This window comes from Arthrobacter sp. 05L421 (assembly GCF_056397785.1).
The window spans coordinates 137,126-153,969 of the sequence record NZ_JBFTOC010000012.1; the positions used below are offsets into that span (position 1 = coordinate 137,126).

The 16,844-nt window shown below is 69.1% G+C and carries 12 protein-coding genes; 9 read left to right on the forward strand and 3 right to left on the reverse strand.

The window, feature by feature from the left end; translation table 11 throughout:
- The first annotated feature begins 15 nt into the window (after positions 1 to 15).
- Entirely contained in the window at positions 16 to 3,390 is a 3,375-nt protein-coding gene (locus AC1DKQ_RS14970) for a glycosyltransferase family 2 protein (protein ID WP_476919430.1), read from the forward strand.
- Positions 3,383 to 5,149, forward strand: a complete 1,767-nt coding sequence (locus AC1DKQ_RS14975) for a DUF5719 family protein (RefSeq protein ID WP_476919431.1) — start codon at positions 3,383 to 3,385, stop codon at positions 5,147 to 5,149. The genes AC1DKQ_RS14970 and AC1DKQ_RS14975 overlap by 8 nt, the downstream gene beginning before the upstream one ends.
- A gap of 72 nt (positions 5,150 to 5,221) precedes the next feature.
- On the opposite strand, the gene AC1DKQ_RS14980 is transcribed toward AC1DKQ_RS14975, so the two are convergent.
- On the reverse strand, positions 5,222 to 5,773 hold the full coding sequence (locus AC1DKQ_RS14980) for a metallopeptidase family protein (RefSeq protein ID WP_476919432.1): 552 nt from the start codon (positions 5,771 to 5,773) through the stop codon (positions 5,222 to 5,224).
- Positions 5,774 to 5,904: 131 nt separating this feature from the next.
- On the opposite strand from AC1DKQ_RS14980, the gene AC1DKQ_RS14985 reads away from it, so the two are divergent.
- The 5 genes from AC1DKQ_RS14985 (at position 5,905) to AC1DKQ_RS15005 (ending at position 11,085) form a co-directional block, all read left to right on the forward strand.
- Positions 5,905 to 6,294: a DUF3499 domain-containing protein gene (locus tag AC1DKQ_RS14985; protein ID WP_476919433.1), complete on the forward strand. Its 390-nt coding sequence runs from the start codon at positions 5,905 to 5,907 to the stop codon at positions 6,292 to 6,294.
- Positions 6,295 to 6,379: 85 nt separating this feature from the next.
- On the forward strand, positions 6,380 to 6,628 hold the full coding sequence (locus AC1DKQ_RS14990; RefSeq protein WP_476919434.1) for a Trm112 family protein: 249 nt from the start codon (positions 6,380 to 6,382) through the stop codon (positions 6,626 to 6,628).
- Positions 6,629 to 6,751: 123 nt separating this feature from the next.
- Complete coding sequence (gene ahcY, locus AC1DKQ_RS14995; RefSeq protein ID WP_476919435.1) at positions 6,752 to 8,239, forward strand: adenosylhomocysteinase; 1,488 nt, start codon at positions 6,752 to 6,754, stop codon at positions 8,237 to 8,239.
- Between the two features lie 157 nt (positions 8,240 to 8,396).
- Positions 8,397 to 9,623 (forward strand): L,D-transpeptidase, encoded by a 1,227-nt coding sequence (locus tag AC1DKQ_RS15000; protein ID WP_476919436.1) that lies wholly within the window; start codon positions 8,397 to 8,399, stop codon positions 9,621 to 9,623.
- A 112-nt stretch (positions 9,624 to 9,735) separates the two neighbouring features.
- Entirely contained in the window at positions 9,736 to 11,085 is a 1,350-nt protein-coding gene (locus AC1DKQ_RS15005; RefSeq protein WP_476919437.1) for a TIGR01906 family membrane protein, read from the forward strand.
- A gap of 13 nt (positions 11,086 to 11,098) precedes the next feature.
- On the opposite strand, the gene AC1DKQ_RS15010 is transcribed toward AC1DKQ_RS15005, so the two are convergent.
- Together AC1DKQ_RS15010 and AC1DKQ_RS15015 are read right to left on the reverse strand one after the other, a co-directional pair.
- Entirely contained in the window at positions 11,099 to 12,928 is a 1,830-nt protein-coding gene (locus AC1DKQ_RS15010; RefSeq protein ID WP_476919438.1) for an AMP-dependent synthetase/ligase, read from the reverse strand.
- 59 nt (positions 12,929 to 12,987) lie between these two features.
- Entirely contained in the window at positions 12,988 to 14,742 is a 1,755-nt protein-coding gene (locus tag AC1DKQ_RS15015; protein WP_476919439.1) for a dolichyl-phosphate-mannose--protein mannosyltransferase, read from the reverse strand.
- Between the two features lie 57 nt (positions 14,743 to 14,799).
- Here AC1DKQ_RS15015 and rsmI point away from each other — a divergent pair, with 57 nt between their 5' ends.
- Both rsmI and AC1DKQ_RS15025 read left to right on the forward strand, forming a co-directional pair.
- The gene (gene rsmI, locus AC1DKQ_RS15020; protein WP_476883712.1) at positions 14,800 to 15,735 is read left to right on the forward strand and encodes a 16S rRNA (cytidine(1402)-2'-O)-methyltransferase; all 936 of its coding nucleotides are present in this window, start codon (positions 14,800 to 14,802) and stop codon (positions 15,733 to 15,735) included.
- A 270-nt stretch (positions 15,736 to 16,005) separates the two neighbouring features.
- Positions 16,006 to 16,844, forward strand: an 839-nt coding sequence (locus AC1DKQ_RS15025; RefSeq protein WP_476919440.1) for an aldehyde dehydrogenase family protein, incomplete at its 3' end; no start/stop codon positions are given.

The following is a 16,844-nucleotide window of genomic DNA, read 5'->3' on the forward strand; positions in this document are numbered from 1 at the left end:
CGAGTCACCGCCGTCGTGGTCTCCCACGACGGCGGTGCTTTTCTCCCCAGGACCCTTGCGGCGCTGGCGGCCCAGACGCGGCCCGCCGACGCCGTGATCGGTGTCGACACCGGCTCCCGCGACCACTCCGCCGCCCTCCTCGAACAGGAATTGGGCAAGGCCAATGTCACGGTGGTCGACCAGCCCAGGTCCGGCATGGGAGGCGCCGTCATGGCCGGGCTCAAGGCCCTCCCGCAGAGGCCTGAGGACACCGCCGTCGGCGCGCAGGGCGCCGAGTGGATCTGGCTGCTGCACGACGACGCCGCACCGGCACCCGAAGCCCTCGCCGAACTGCTCCATGCCGTCGAGCGCGCGCCGTCGGTCACGGTGGCAGGCTGCAAGCAGCTGGACTGGTTTGCCGAGCGGCGGCTGATCGACGTCGGCCTCTCCACGAGCCGCTGGGCCGAGCGGCTGACGCTGATCGATGCCGACGAGCTCGACCAGGGCCAGTACGACGGCCGCAGCGATACCTTTGCCGTGAATTCCGCCGGCATGCTGGTTCGCCGCGACATTTGGGAGGAGCTCCGGGGCTTCGATCCGGCACTGCCCGGAAGCGGCGACGACGTTGACTTCTGCTGGCGCAACCGCCTCGCCGGGCACCGCGTGGTGGTGGTCCCCAGCGCGCGGATGTTCCATGTCTCGCATCGTCCCCATGCGCTGGGCAACGCGGCTGCCGCACGCAAGGCGCAGGTCCATCTGCGGCTCAAGCACGCGGCCGGCTGGAAAGTCCCGCTGCACGCCGTCGGCGCTCTCGTCGGGAGCCTCTTCAAACTTATCCTGAGCATTGCTGTCAAGGACCCAGGGCACGGGTTCTCCCAACTGCTGGCAACCTTTGCGGCGCTGGGCCGCCCGGCCTCGGTGATCCGCGGACGCCGCAATGCCGCGCGCACCCGCCGGATAAGGCGCTCCGTCATGACAGGGCTGCAGACGCCGCGCCGTGAGGTCTGGGCGCACCGGCGCTCCCTGATCGAGGCGCTGGGCGCCGACGACTTCGGCGACGGAGCCACGGGCACTGATCCGCTGGCCGAGCAGCCTACCGGCGACGCCGACGACTTCGCCGCCATCGCCACCCCGGACCGCGGTTGGGTGGGCAACGGTGCCGTGCTGGCTGTACTCCTGACCCTGGCGGTTTCCCTGACGGGACTGCTCGGCCTGTTCCGTGCCCCGGCAGTTTCCGGCGGCGCGCTGATCCCGGTTTCACTGCGCCTCTCCGAAATCTGGCACCATGCCTCCACCTGGTGGATCAGTCTCGGCGCGGGCCTTCCTGGCCACGGCGACCCCTTCGGCTACCTCCTGTGGGTGCTGGGAGCGCTCGGTGCCGGCGACGCCAACGGCGCCGTCGGCTGGTTGTTGATCCTTGCCATGCCGCTGTCCGCGCTGGGCGCGTGGTTCGCTGCCGGTGCCCTGACGGCGCGCCGGAGGCTGCGCCTGGCGGCCGCCCTGGTCTGGGCCGCGGCGCCGGCGCTCCAGGTTTCCCTCAACCAAGGCCGGCTTGGCGCCTTGATTGCGCACGTTATGATCCCGGTGCTCGTCCTGGCGCTGCTCCGGGCTACCGGCACGGCGGCAGGCCGCGGCGTCCACGCCGTCCCGGCGCCGGGCCAAGGCCGGCTGACCGCCATGCCCGCCGCCCGCCCCGGCATCAACGGGACGCCCTCCTGGACAGCTGCGGCCGCGGCGGGCCTGGCCATGGCCGTGGTCACCGCCGCGGCGCCGTCGCTGCTGGTGCCCTGCATCGCAGTCGTTGCCCTGTGCGTGGTGCTTCTGGGCCGCCGCGGCCGCACGGTGTGGTGGGCGCTCCTGCCCAGCCTGGCATTGTTCCTGCCGTTCGCCTTCTCCGTGCTGGACCGGCCGCGGGCGCTCCTGGCAGACCCGGGCCTGCCGCTCGGTTTCGACGCCGCCCCGCTGTGGCAGCAGGCCCTGGGCCAGCCGCTGAACTTCGACGCCGGCGCCGGACTCACCGGGCTGAGCGCCTTTGGCGGGACCGCATCGGGCACGGCCGGACTGCCGTGGGCGCTGCTGCTGGCCTTGCTGTTCGGGCTGCCGGTGCTGCTGCTGGCCCTCGCCGCGCTGTTCATGCCGCGCCGGCTGGTGCTGGCGGGACGCACCTGGACGGCACGCTGCCTGTGGGCCGTCGCAGTCCTGATGCTGGCCGGCGGCTGGCTCGCCGGGCATGTCGCCTCCGGCGCCAGCGCCGATGTCCTGGTCACGCCGTTCCCCGGCCCCGCCGTTTCGGCGGCCGCGTTCGCCCTCCTGGGGGCCGCCCTCATCGCAGCAGAAGGACTCCTGGACGCCGCCGACCGGACGGCCGGGACCGGGCTGGCACGGAAGGTCCTGATCCGCGCCACGGCCGCGGCAGCCCTGGCCCTTTTGCTGGCCGCACCCCTGGCCGGGTTCACCCTGTGGAGCGCGCAAAACCTGCTGCAGCCTACGGCGCAGGCACCCACGCCAGCACCGGCAGCCAGCGCCGGCCCCGCCGGTCTCGGAACCCCGAGGCTCGTCCAGCCTGCCCAGGCCCGCACCCTGCCGGCCACGGCGGTTGACCGCGGCGAGGGCTCGGAACAGTCCAAGACGCTCCTTATTGCCAGCAACGAGGACGGCAGCTTCGACGCAACACTCATGCGCGGCGCCGGCACCACACTCGACGCCCTGTCCACGATCGCCGCGGCCCGCGGCATCATGGGGGCGCCGGGCCAGGAGACGGTCCGCGACGACGACGCCGTCGCCGCTTCGCTCCGGAACGTCGTGGCCACCATTGTGGCCGGCGAGGGTGTGGATCCGAGGGGAGAGCTCGAGCAGCTTGGCGTCGGCTTTGTGGTGCTCCGGGTTGCAGATTCGGCCTCCGAATTGACGGCCAGCCGCATGGACGCCGTGCCCGGGCTTGTCGCCGTCGGCCAGACCGGTACGGGCTGGCTGTGGCGGGTCAGCCCGGTGGACCGGCCTGGCATCAAGGCCTCCGACGTCGCCCACCGGGTCCGGGTGGTGGACGGCACCGGCGCAACCGTCGGCCTGCTGTCTGCGGAGGAAGTCTCTGCGGGCGGCACCATCCCGGCCGGCCCCGAGGGCCGCCTGGTGGTTCTTGCCGACCGCGCCGATCCGGGCTGGAGCGCCTGGCTCGACGGCCGCCGCCTGACCTCAACGACGTCGGGATGGGCCCAGGCGTTCACCCTGCCCGCCCAAGGCGGCCAGTTGAGCATCCGTTACGAAGCGCCCTGGGCCGTCCTGATCGGAATCGCGCAGGCCGTGATGATCGGGCTGACCGTCCTCCTGGCCGTGCCCATGCCTGCCCGCCGGTCCAACACCGGCCTGTCCAGGGACGAAGCCTCCCTGCGTAAGGAACATCAGCATGTCTAAGGGCAAAAACGACAACGAAGATAACAGCGACAACAAGAACGACGGCGGTCCGGTTCCGGAAACGTCAAAGGACGCATCTTCCATGACCGAAACCCCGGGCGCTGGCGTTTCCGGCGCGGGTGCCGGCGGGCGAGCCAAAGTTGCACCCGCCGCCGGTGCGGCGCCGCAGAAGAGGGGCCTGCCGCGGGCCGGCTTGATGGGGGGCATTCTCTCCGCGGTGGCCCTCGTTGCCGCGGGCGGAGGCCTGGTGTCGGCGGCGTCGCTGACCCCACAAAGCCCCGCCAGCCGGCATCTCGAGGCCCCCGTGGCCTCGGTGCCGGCAGGCAGCAGCGTCGGAGTCTGTCCGGGCCCTGCCCGGCTGCTCGAGGGCACCCCCGTGGGCACCGACCCCCAGTTCAGCCCGGAATCCGCTACGGCGAAGACCGCCGTCAGCGCCGCGGTGCTCGGCTCAAGCGCGGGCGTCATTCCCGGCAGCCGGCTGGCCCCGCTCAAGGGTGCCCCCCTCGCCGAAATCGCCAAGGGCGCCACGGCTGTGCCCACCGCCTCCACGGCTGCGGCCCGCACGCCCGTGCTGATCGCCGGCGTCGTGCCCCAGCGGGAGGTGGACAACATCAGCGTTCTCAGCGCCGATGCCCAGGACAACCGCCAGGCAGCTGCCGGCGCCGTCCTGAGCTACACCGCCGAGGACGGGGACCTCCAAGGTTCCGCGGCCGCAGCCTGCCAGCAACCCGGCAATGATCTCTGGCTGGTCGGCGCCAACACGGCCCTCGGCCGGTCGGCAGTCCTGAACCTCACCAATGCCTCCAGCACGCCCGCGACGGTGAGCCTGGATCTCCTTGGCTCCGACGGCTTGATCCAGGCGCCCGGAAGCCGCGGCCTGCTCGTGGCGCCCGGCACCACCCGCTCGATAGTCCTGGCCGGGCTCGCGCCTGGACAGGAACGGCTCGGCGTGCGGGTCCGCAGCACGGGCGGCCCGGTGGCAGCCGTCATCCAGCAAAGCGTGCTCCGCGGCCTCACGCCCGGCGGTGTCGACTTCATTACCCCCGGCAGTGCACCGTCCGTCAGCCAAGTGGCCTCCGGTCTCGAGATCCAGGATCCGGCGGCCCTGGCCGCGCTTACGGCGAAACCCGGCTTCGCCGATGCCGGACCGGCCCTGGAAGTTGCTGTGCCCGGGGCAGCCGATGCCGTGGTCGAGATCAAGTTGTATGGACGCGACGGCCAGAAGGCGCTGCCCGGCGGCGGCGTGGTCACGGCGAAGGCCGGGGCCGTCACTGAAGTTTCGCTGGCCGGGGTCCCGGCCGGGACCTATACCGTCGCGGCGAGCTCCGATGTCTCCTTCGCGGCCACTGCCCGGCTCACACGCGGACTGCAGTCCGGGGACGCCTCGGACATTGCGTTCTCCGCCGCGTCGGCCCGGCTGGGCAGCCAGCACGTCGTTCCGGTTCCCAGCGCGGGCGCCGGGCAGCTCGTTTTCGGTGCACCCGCAGGCCGGGCGACAGTGACCTACACGCCCATCACGGCGGACGGCAAGATCCGGCCCGCCGGTTCCGCCGACATTGCCGGCGGAACCACGGTGTCCATCAAGGTCCCCGCGGACGTGGGCGGCTCGCCGCTCGTGGGCTATGTGGTATCCGCCGCCGGGGACGCGGCCTACGGGGCGCTGGTCCTGGGCCGGGAAAGCCGGCAGGACATGTCCGTCGTGGCCATCGCGCCGGAAGCGGCAGGACAGCGACAGGTCCCCGTCACGCTGGGCTACTAGGACCGGTCAGGCGGGGCAGGGCCGGGTCAGTCTGGGGCAAGTCGGGGCCGAGAGCCGGGCATCCCGCGCCGGTCAGTACCGGCGGCGGTAGACCGGGTCTAGTGACTCGGGGGGTACGCCGAGCATCTCGGCCGTGTATTCCACGACGACGTCGTGCACCAGGTCCTGTAGCTCGTCCCGGGTTCCACACGCCTGTTCCACCACGCGGCGGTACAGCGTGATGACCGGTCCGTCCTCGGCAGTCGCGGCCGTGAAGGCGCCCATCGGCGCGGGGGTGCGGTCCGCCACGAGCTGCTCCAGGCCCGGAGGGATTTCGTCGACGGCGAAGCGGACGCCGTCGAGGGTTTTGCCCCAGATGTCGTGGAGCCGCTGCGCCGAGTCCAGGACGAAGTCATCGAACCGGTCGGAGCGGGTCCGGTAGCCGGGCAGGGTGGGGAGCATGAGTTCGCCGCGAAGCCCCCGGCCGTGCCGGTTCCTGCGGCGCTGCCAAAAGTTCTTTCCCTGGACAGCGGTGGGCGAGCCGGCCAAAGGCGCGCTGGCGGGGCCGGAACCGGCGCCTGTCTGTACGGCGTCGGGGTCAGCCAACCGGACCGTGAAACCCGAATCGTGGTGCGATGACTGCATATCTTGACTCTAAACCCGCAGAATGATTTACGCGATACGGCCAGACCGCGATCCGCCGCCGCCCCGCCGCGGCACAACCACTATCGTGTCGATGCGGAGCCCCCGCCCGAGGGGGAGTAGTCTGTGATGTCGTGGGTGCAATTCGTCTTTGTTCGAGGTCTGCCTGCCGCAATTCTGCGGTGGCCACTTTGACGTACGTATACGCCGACTCCACGGCCGTCCTGGGCCCACTTGCCACGTACGCCGAACCGCACTGTTACGACTTGTGCGAACAGCACGCCGACTCGCTGACCGTGCCGCGCGGCTGGGAAGTCATGCGGCTGGCCATGCCGGCAACCCCGGCCGGGCCCGGTCCCGACGACCTTCTGGCCCTCGCCAACGCGGTCCGCGAGGCCGCCTTCCGTCCGGCTGCGGCGGACCCTGCCAAGGGGCAGCGCACGCTGCATCCGGCGCTGGAAGCACCGGCTCCGGCCGAGGGCGCCAGACGCGGGCATCTGCGCGTCCTGCGCGAACCTTCCTAAGGCGCCAACTGGCGGTAGGGTGGAAACTGCAAAAAGCCGTCAGCCACCGGCGCCCCTTCGCGGCGCCCATCAGGGAGCGTTCACTATGCCCAAGCTAAGTCCCGAACTGTTGTCTGTCCTCCGATGCCCCGTCACCGGCTCCGGCCTGGTGCAGGAAGGCGACGAGCTCGTCACCGTCACGGCAGATGAAGCCGGGAACAAGCTGCGGTACAGGATCGAGGACGGCATCCCGCTGCTGCTGCCGCCGGAACTCCTGCCCGCCGCCGCGGCGGCCCCCTCTGATCAGCACGACGCCGGCCAGCAGGCCACAGCCCCCCGCCACGCCGCGGAATAACAAGCACCCGTGAACGTGCCGGCCACCCATCAGGGATGCCGCCGGCAGCGAATGACTGCTTAGAGCCAGAATTACCTGGATACCCAGCTCCAGACAAGCAACCGGCCACAACAAAGGATTCACATGACTTTCGATTACAAGATTGCGGACATTTCCCTGGCCGAGGCGGGCCGCCATCAGATCCGCCTCGCCGAGCACGAGATGCCCGGACTCATGTCCCTGCGCGAGGAATTCGGCGCCAGCCAGCCGCTCAAGGGCGCCCGGATCGCCGGATCCCTGCACATGACGGTCCAGACCGCGGTGCTGATCGAGACCCTTACCGCCCTCGGCGCGGAAGTCCGCTGGGCATCCTGCAATATTTTCTCCACCCAGGACGAAGCCGCCGCCGCCGTTGTGGTCGGCACAGGCACCGCCGAGAACCCCCAAGGCGTCCCCGTCTTCGCCTGGAAGGGCGAGACGCTGGAGGAATACTGGTGGACTGCCCAGCAGATCCTCACCTGGCCGGGCGCCGACGCCAACCCTGAGCTTGGTCCGAACATGATCCTGGACGACGGCGGCGACGCCACCATGCTGGTGCACAAGGGTGTCGAATTCGAGGCCGCCGGTGCTGTGCCCGCCGCTACCGAGGACGAATCCGAGGAAGGCCGGGTGTTCCTCGACGTGCTGCGCGCCTCGCTTCAGGCCGACCCGCAGAAGTGGACCCGCATCGGCTCCCTCCTGCTCGGCGTCACCGAGGAGACCACCACCGGCGTGCACCGCCTGTACCAGCTGGCGGAGCAGGGCAAGCTGCTCTTCCCGGCCATCAACGTCAACGACTCCGTCACTAAGAGCAAGTTCGACAACAAATACGGCATCCGCCACTCCCTGCCGGACGGCATCAACCGTGCCACCGACGTCCTGATGGGCGGCAAGGTCGCCGTCGTCTGCGGTTACGGCGACGTCGGCAAGGGAGCCGCAGAGGCCTTCCGCGGCCAGGGCTCGCGCGTGATTGTCACGGAAATCGATCCGATCTGCGCGCTCCAGGCAGCGATGGACGGCTACCAGGTGGCCAAGCTGGAATCCGTCCTTGGCGAAGGCCACATCTTCATCACCACCACCGGCAACAAGGATGTCATCATGGCCAAGCACATGGCCGGGATGCGCGACAAGGCAATCGTGGGCAACATCGGCCACTTCGACAACGAGATCGACATGGCGGGCCTGGCGAAGGTCCCCGGCATCAAGAAGGTCGAGATCAAGCCCCAGGTCCACGAGTGGGTCTTCGAAGCCGACCCGGCCACGGGAACGGGCAGCCGCTCCATCATCGTGCTGTCCGAAGGCCGCCTGCTGAACCTCGGCAACGCCACCGGACACCCCTCCTTCGTCATGAGCAACTCCTTCGCCAACCAGACGATCGCCCAGATCGAACTGTTCACGAAGGCCGGCCAGCCCGAGGGCGAGCGTGAATACGAGAAGCAGGTCTACGTCCTGCCGAAGATCCTGGACGAGAAGGTCGCCCGACTGCACCTGGGCGCCCTCGACGTGGAGCTGACTGAGCTGTCCAAGGAGCAGGCCGAGTACCTGGACGTCGACGTGGCCGGCCCTTACAAGCCCGGTCATTACCGCTACTAGGAAGTGTCCCGAAGGGCCCCGGACTCTCGTCCGGGGCCCTTTGTCGTGACCGTTTTGGGGGCACTTTTGTAACCGGATCGTGGTCGAAACGGTCCGGGGTTCCAAGGTAACTCAATTATGCTGGCAGGATGACGTGTGGAAACGCCCGGGCCCTGTGATGGCCCTGAAAACCTGGAGTACCCGCCGCAAGATTGCCTTGCTGGGGATGGTCTGCGCCCTGGCAGCCGGCGGCGGGGCCTTCGCCGCGGCGGCTCCGGGGCTGGCCCAGTCCGCCATTTCCTCCGAGGCGGGATCCCCGGCCCGGACGACGCCGGGACTCGCCGTCCCGGTGGTGGCCCCCGCGGAGCTCGCGCTCACGCCCGCCGACGGCGCCGTCCAGGTCAACCCTGCGGCGCCGGTATCCCTCAAGGTCAAGAACGGGCGCATTGACCGGGTGGCGCTCACGAGCGATGCCGGCGACACGGTCGACGGCACACTGGGCGCGGACGCATCCGCCTGGACTTCCTCCGGCGACCTGGCGTTCAACACCCGGTACAACTTCACGTACTCCGTGCTGGACGCCGCCGGACGCCAGACCCACAGCACACGATCATTCACCACCGTTTCGACTGCCAACGAGGCCGACGCCGCCATTTACCCCCTGGACGGGATGAAGATGGGCGTGGCCCAGCCCCTGCAGATCACCTTCAGCGAGCCGGTCCTGAACCGGGACGCCGTTGAAAAGGCCATCAAGATCACCTCCACGTCCGGCCAGGTGGGTGCTTTCCACTGGTTCAACAAGAACACCGTCAGGTACCGGCCGCAGGCCTTCTGGGCCGCGAACAGCACCATCACCATGGACATGAAGATGTTCGGCGTCGAACTGGGCAACGGGCAGGTCGGCAACTTCAATAAGAAAGTGACTGTCCACATCGGAGACAAGAAGGTGGCCGTTGCCGACGCCAAGGCCCATACCTTCTCGGTCAGCATCAACGACAAGCCGGCGGGGAAGTGGCCCGCAACCATGGGTGACACCCGGTTCCCCTCTGCCCGGGGTTTCCTCGTGTTCATGGAGAAGCACCGCGTGGAGCACATGGACGCCTCCACGATCGGGCTCAAACCGGGGGACCCGGCCTACTACGGCCAGCTCGACGTGAACTACGCCACGCGTCTGACGCCCAGCGGGGAGTTCATCCACCAGGCCACGGACTCCGCAATGCCATTCGTCGGCAAGGCGAACCTCTCCCACGGCTGCATCGGTCTGGGCCCGGACGGCGCCAAGTGGGTCTTCGACAACATGACCACCGGCGACGTCGTCCAGGTAGTGAACACCGAGGGGGAGTACGCCAACTTCGATGACGGCTTCGGGGACTGGAACATCCCTTGGGCCCAATACGCCAACTGACGGGGTGGCACCCCGCCGAGCCCAATCCTCTGACGGTAGGCTCGGAGCCAGATAAGTTGCGCAGCCGGGCGCAGGCCGGGCAGCACAGAAGCCTACGGAAGCGAAGCTCCACGTGACAGACAAAAGTCCTACCCCTCCCGACCGGCCGGATCCGCATCTGGATCCCTCGGACGACACGGACGAGCCGGCGTTCGACTGGATGAAGCCGGCCTCCACCGCCAAGACCACCGCGGGCTCTGCCGACAAGCCCGCAGCCACGAAGGACGACGGCGCCGCGGCCGCCAAGCCCGCAGCCACGAAGGACGACGGCGCCGCGGCCGCCAAGCCCGCCGCCGCCAAGCCCGCAGCGTCCGCCGCCGGCTCGGCAGCAGCCACCCCTGCCGACAAGCCCGCAGCCGAGAAGGAAGAGGCCGCCGCAGCCGCTGCGGCGGCCGCCGTAACAGCGTCCGCGACCCGTCAGCCCGGGAGCCGTGCTGACCGGAAGGCGGCCGAAGCCGCCGTCCTCCAGACGCAGGCTGACAAGTCCGGGGCACGCCAGGACTCCGGCTTTGACGAGACGGTGCAGCTCTCTGCCCTGCCGGGATCCCCGGAGGACGACGTCGAACGCCGGAATGCCGAACGCCGGAATGCCGAACGCGAGCAGGCGGCCAATGCCAAGCCCGTCCTGCCCCGGGTGATGCAGGTGCTGCTCGCCGTGTTCTACCCGATCATCCTGCTGGTGCTCGCCGTCCGTGCCGTGACCAGCCCCCTGTTCCTCTGGGTGGAATACAACCGTCCAGGCTTCCCCGGCGACGGTTACGGCTTCAGCACCGATGACCGGATGACCTACGGCTCCTACGCGGTGGACTACCTCAGTAACTGGTCGGGCCCGCGCTACCTCGGCGATCTTGTGGACCAAAGCGGCGAGCGGCTGTTCAAGGTCGGCGAAGTCAGCCACATGGCCGACGTCAAGGCTGTCATCTTGTCCACGTTCGGTGCCGGCACGCTGCTGATCCTGCTGGGCCTGGTGGCTGTGATCTACCTGAAGCGAAAGCACAACGGGGGAGTCCGCCGCGGCCTGTTCGCCGGCTCGATCGTCACACTCGCGATCATTATCGGTCTCGGGACGCTCGCGGTGCTCGGCTGGGAGCAGTTCTTCACCGATTTCCACCACATTTTCTTCGCCAACGGGACCTGGACATTTACGCTCCAGGACACCCTGATCAGGCTCTTCCCGGGCCAGTTCTGGATGGATGCCGGTATTGTCATCGGTGCCCTCGTCCTGCTGGCTTCCGTTCTCACCCTGATCCTGACCTGGCCCACGCGCCGGCGCCGCGGCCTTGGCAAGAAGGCGGGCTCAGCCAAGGGCGCCATTGCTGACGCCGACCCTGACGCCACCGAAATTGCCGCTGCGGCGGATGCGACGGCCGGCAGTACCGGCACCGAGGCGGAGGGCCCGGCGCGCACCCGGTACACCGTCTGAAAGGGCCTGCTGCCTAACCGTAGATGCGGTTGATGTGCTCCGCGTAATCCCGCACGACGGCGGCCCGCTTGAGCTTGAGCGAGGGCGTCAGGTGCCCTGACTCCACGGTGAAGTCGGCGTTCAGGATGACGAAGCTGCGGATCGCCTCAGCCTTGGAGACCAGGAGGTTCGCCTCATCGACGGCGTTCTGGATCGAGGCCCGGACGCTCTCGTTGGCGGCGGCTTCGGCCGGAGCCATGACGGGCACATTCCGGGCGGCGCACCAGTTGCGCAGCCCTTCCGGGTCGAGGTTGACCAAGGCCGAGACGAACGGCCGGCCGTCGCCGATGACCACGGCCTGTTCCACCAGCTGGTGCTCGCGGATCTTCTCCTCGAGCGGTCCCGGGGCGACATTTTTGCCGCCTGCCGTGACTAGCAGGTCCTTCTTCCGGCCCGTGATGGTCAGGAAGCCGTCCTCGTCCAGGGAGCCGAGATCTCCGGTCCGGAAGAAACCGTCCACGAACGCCTCCGCATTGGCGGCCTCGTTGGCGTGGTAGCCCTTGAAGACGCCGATGCCCTTGACCAGGATCTCGCCGTCGTCGGCCACCCGGACCGTGGTGCCCGGCACCGGGATGCCGACTGTGCCCACCTTGGTCCGGGCAGGGGTGTTGGCCGTACACGGCGCCGTGGTTTCCGTCAGGCCGTAGCCTTCAAGGACGGGGATGCCCGCGCCGCGGAAGAAATGGGCGTCGTTGGAGCTCAGCGGGCTGGCGCCGGAGACCGTGTACCGCAGCTGGCCGCCGAAGGCCTGCCGGAGCCGGGGGTACAGCAGCCGGTCGAAGACTGCGTGCCTGGCACGCAGGAAGATCCCGGGTCCCGTGCCGTTGCCCCGGGAGGCGGCGTCCAGGGCCGTGGAGTAGCGGACCGCGGCCGCCGCCGCAGCCGTGAAGATGCGCTCCTTGCCCGCGGCGGCAGCCTGTTGCGCGGCCCCGGCATAGACCTTTTCGAAGATCCGGGGGACCACCAGCAGGAAGGTGGGCTTGAAGCTGGCCAGGTCGTCCAGGAGCTCCTTCGCGTTTGCGGTGTGGCCGACGGTGGTGCCGGAGCTGAGGCAGATGACCTGCACTGCCCGGGCCAAAACGTGCGCCAGGGGCAGGAACATCAGCGTCCGGGAGCGCGGCTGCAGGAGCAGCTCGGGCAGGAAGAGGGCGATGTTTTTCGCGACCAGGGCAAAGTTGGCGTGCGTGATCTCGCAGCCCTTGGGCTTGCCGGTGGTGCCAGAGGTGTAGACCAGGGACGCCACGTCTGCCAGGGACGCAGCGCTCCGGTGGCGTTCGAGCTCGGCGTCGGTCACCCCGGTGCCGGCCGCGGCCAGGCTCGTCAAGTTCGGTGCCGCGCCGTCGTGCTCCATCCGCACGACGGCGACAAGCCGGTCACCGAGGACCGTGGAGGCGTCCAGGACGCCCCGGACCACGGCGGCCTTGGCCTCATCCTCGACGAACACCCGCCGGGCTCCCGAGTCGTGGAGGATCCACTCGACCTGGGCCGCGGAGGAGGTCTCATAGATCGGGACGGTGACGCCGCCGGCGAACCAGATGGCGAAGTCCACCACCGTCCACTCATACCGGGTGGCGGACATGACAGCAACGGTTTCACCCGGAGTGAGTCCGCCGGCAATCAGGCCTTTGGCCAGGGCAGTGACCTGCTCCAGGAAGTGTTGGACGGTGACATCGGTCCAGCCGCCGGGGCCCTTGCGGGAGTAGAGGGCGTGCACGGGGTCCTTCGCGTGCTGCTCCAGGAGCAGGTCCGTCACGTTGGACTCCGGGTCCAGCTCCACGAGCAGTCCGGTGCTTGCTTCTCTCACAGCCGAGTCTCCATTCCTGGTCCGCCGGAGTGCGGCGGACTTTCCCCGTCAATCCTGCCCTAGATCCAGGACGGCATCCACATCCGGATGCGCCACTCCTGGTAGGGGATCACCTCGGCGGTCCAGACGGGGTAGAAGAACGCGGACACGAGCACGGCCGCCACCACGAACAGCGCCACCAGGCAGAACCCGGACCGCCGGCGCCACAGGGGGTCGCTGCGCTGGCCGAGCACCAGGCCCAGGCAATAGACGAGCGCCAGCACCAGGAACGGTTCAAAGGAGACGGCGTAGAAGAAGAAGGTGGTCCGCTCCGGGTAGAGGAACCAGGGCAGATATCCCGCTGCCACACCAGCCAGGACCGCGCCGGCGCGCCAGTCGCGGCGGCCGGCCCACCAGAACAGCAGGACGCCCAGGCTCACGGCCGCGCTCCACCAGATCAGCGGGTTGCCCACGGAGAGGATGGCGGTGGTGCAGTTGCCGAAATCGCAGCCCGGGCTGCCCGGCTTGGGGGATTCGTAGAAGAAGGATGTGGGCCGGCCCATGACCAGCCAGCTCCAGGCGCTGGCCTCGTACGGGTGGTCCGAGCTCAGGCCCTGATGGAACTTGTAGGCCTCAAGGTGGTAATGCGCAAGGGACCGTACGGCGCTCGGCAGCCAGCCCCACTCTGCCGAAGGGTTGGTCTCGGCCCAGTGCCTGAAGTAGGCGTCGCTGGACCGGAACCAGCCGGTCCACGTGGCGCCGTAGACCACGGCGGCCACCGGAACGATGCTGAGGAAGGCCGGGACGCCGTCCTTGAGGATGCCTCCGCTGATCCAGGCATGCACGCCGGCTATGCGGCGCGCGCTGAGATCCCAGAAGACGGTCAGCAGGCCGAATCCGGCAAGAAAGAACAGGCCGGACCATTTCGTGCCGACGGCCAGGCCCAGGCAGACTCCCGCGGCGAGGCGCCACCACCGGATGCCGAGCCAGGGGCCGGAAGTGAGCTGAAGAGCCGAGGGGCGCCCCGTTGCAGAGGCTGCAGCCTGCCGGCCGAGCCGGGCTGCCAGCCGCCGCCGGCCGTCGTCGCGGTCCATCAGCAGGGCGCCGAACGCTGCGAGGATCCAGAACATGAGGAAGATGTCCAGCAGCGAGGTCCGGGACATGACGATGTGGTGGCCGTCCACAGCGAGCAGGACGCCGGCAACAGCGCCCAGGGTCAGGGAGCGGAAGAGTTTTTGCGCGATCAGGGCCAGCAGGAGGATGGACAGCGTCCCCGTCAGGGCAGCTCCGAACCGCCAGCCGAAGGGATTGTCCGCCCCGAACAGCCACATGCCCGCGGCGATCATCCATTTGCCGACCGGCGGGTGGACCACATACTCCGGCGTGTTCAGGAGCACGCCGGGATTGCCGGCGATGAAGGCGTCGTTCGCCCGGTCAGGCCAGCTGCGCTCGTACCCGCTGACCAGGAATGAATACGCGTCCTTGACGTAGTAGGTTTCGTCAAAGACCAGGTTGCGGGGCGTGTCCAGCCGGACGAACCTCAGGACGCCGCCCAACGCGGCCGTAAGAACCGGAATGAGCCAGTACCAGAGCCGAAGCGACGCCGGGTAGTCCCGCCAGCTCTGGATGCCGCCGATCAGGCGTTCCCTGAGGGCCTCCGGGGTGGTGGCCTCGGCGGGGCGGCCGATCCAGCGGTGTCCCTCCAGATTGCGGCCGGTGTGGAAGCGGGCGCCGGCTCTGCCGCCTGTTCTGCCGTTGGCGCTGCTCCGGCCGGTTGTCGGCGATGCGGGGCCAGCCTCGGGCGGCCGCGTAGGGGTCTGGGTCACGTTGCCCATGCTACCTTTCGCAGCTGTGCTCGCTGGGCTGCGCCCCGGCCGCAGTAGGCTGGTCCTGTGGACCACGAACCCAGCACTTCCCCTATTCCTCCCCTCGATCCTCCTCCCGAAGACGTGGCCGTCGACGTCGTTCCTGCCACTGGTGTTCCCGCCGCTGGCGGACCCGGCAGGATCGTCCTCGCGGCGACGCCGATCGGAAACGCCGGAGATGCCTCGGCGCGGCTCGTGGAGCTGCTCACGACGGCGGACATCGTCGCCGCGGAGGACACCCGGAGGCTGCACCGCCTCGTGCAGAACCTTGGCATCACCGTGGCCGGCCGGATCATCAGCTATCACGAGCACAATGAGGCGGCCAAGACTGCCGACCTGCTGGACCAGGTCCGGTCCGGCAAAACCCTGGTCATGGTGACCGACGCCGGCATGCCCTCCGTCTCGGACCCGGGGTTCCGGCTGGTTGAAGGCGCCGTAGCGGCCGGCCTCACCGTCACCGCGGCGCCGGGACCGTCCGCCGTGCTGACCGCACTGGCCCTCTCCGGCCTCCCGACGGACCGCTTTTGCTTTGAGGGATTCCTGCCCCGCAAGGCGGGTGAACGCTCCTCGCGGCTTACAGAGCTCGACGCCGAGCGGCGCACCATGGTGTTTTTCGAGGCGCCGCACCGGCTCGAACCCATGCTGCGGGCGCTGCGCGAAAGCTTCGGCGCCGACCGCCGGGCCGCGGTGTGCCGGGAACTTACCAAGACCTACGAAGAGGTCATCCGCGGCACCCTGCGCGAGCTGCTCGAATGGGCCGAGACCAACGAGGTGCGCGGCGAAATCGCGGTGGTAGTGGGCGGCGCTCCCGAGCGCGAGCCAGGCCGTCCCGAGGATCACGTGGCTGCCGTCAACGGGCTGATCGCCCAAGGCATCCGATTGAAGGAGGCCGTGTCCGCAGTGGCCGATGACGCGAAAGTCAGCAAGCGCGAACTCTATGCCGCGGTCCTCGCCGCGCGGTGACAAACGCGCTGTGCTGCGGGCGCCTGTAAGCCGCGGCGGCCCAGTTGGACCCAACCCCCACAGGTGGCACGGAGGTTGTGCAGCTGCACAGCATATTCTGGATCGGGTAGTGCGCCCATGCATAGACTTGCCCGTGAGCGCAGCAGTACCGTGGCAGTAATCCAGACGCCCGGGACTGCCTGCGGGAACGTGCGCCGACATCAAAAACTAATTCAAACAAACTAGTGCCAAGAAACTAGGGCCAACCGAATTGCTGACGAGGGAGTCATTGTGACTGTAACTGCCCAGCCTATTGTTTCCGCCGAGCGGGAGAGCGCCCTGCTGGCGTCCGTGCCGACTGGCCTGCTGATCAACGGCGAGTGGCGTCCGGCCGCGTCCGGGAAGACCTTCGACGTCGAGGACCCCGCCACCGGGAAGGTCCTGCTCAGCATTGCCGACGCCGGTCCCGAGGACGGCAAGGCGGCCCTGGACGCGGCCGCCGCCGCGCAGGAGTCCTGGGCGAAGGTCCCGCCCCGGGAACGCGGCGAGATCCTCCGCCGCGCCTTCGAGATGGTCACGGCCCGCGCGGAGGACTTCGCGTTGCTGATGACACTGGAGATGGGCAAGCCGCTGGCCGAGGCCCGCGGCGAGGTCACGTACGGTGCGGAGTTCCTGCGCTGGTTCTCCGAGGAAGCCGTCCGCGCGTTCGGCCGGTACTCGGTCTCCCCGGACGGGAAGTCCCGGCTGCTGGTGACCAAGAAGCCGGTGGGCCCGTGCCTGCTGATCACCCCGTGGAACTTCCCCCTCGCGATGGCGACCCGCAAGATCGCCCCGGCCGTGGCCGCCGGCTGCACCATGGTGCTCAAGTCCGCGAACCTGACCCCGCTGACCTCGCAGCTGTTCGCGGCCGTGATGGTCGAGGCCGGGCTGCCCGCCGGTGTCCTGAACGTCATCCCGACCTCCACCGCCGGTGCCACGACGGGGCCGCTGATCAAGGACTCCCGGCTGCGGAAGCTGTCCTTCACCGGTTCCACCGAGGTCGGCCGCCGGCTGCTCTCGGATGCCTCCGAGACCGTGCTGCGGACCTCGATGGAACTCGGCGGGAACGCCCCGTTCGTGGTGTTCGAGGA

Bases quoted from the DNA above. Each gene is read 5' to 3' on its own strand.
- AC1DKQ_RS15000 (WP_476919436.1), top strand. From the start codon at position 8,397: ATGGCCCTGAAAACCTGGAGTACCCGCCGCAAGATTGCCTTGCTGGGG.
- AC1DKQ_RS15015 (WP_476919439.1), bottom strand. From the start codon at position 14,742: ATGGGCAACGTGACCCAGACCCCTACGCGGCCGCCCGAGGCTGGCCCC.
- AC1DKQ_RS14975 (WP_476919431.1), top strand. From the start codon at position 3,383: ATGTCTAAGGGCAAAAACGACAACGAAGATAACAGCGACAACAAGAAC.
- ahcY (WP_476919435.1), top strand. From the start codon at position 6,752: ATGACTTTCGATTACAAGATTGCGGACATTTCCCTGGCCGAGGCGGGC.
- AC1DKQ_RS14980 (WP_476919432.1), bottom strand. From the start codon at position 5,773: ATGCAGTCATCGCACCACGATTCGGGTTTCACGGTCCGGTTGGCTGAC.
- AC1DKQ_RS14990 (WP_476919434.1), top strand. From the start codon at position 6,380: ATGCCCAAGCTAAGTCCCGAACTGTTGTCTGTCCTCCGATGCCCCGTC.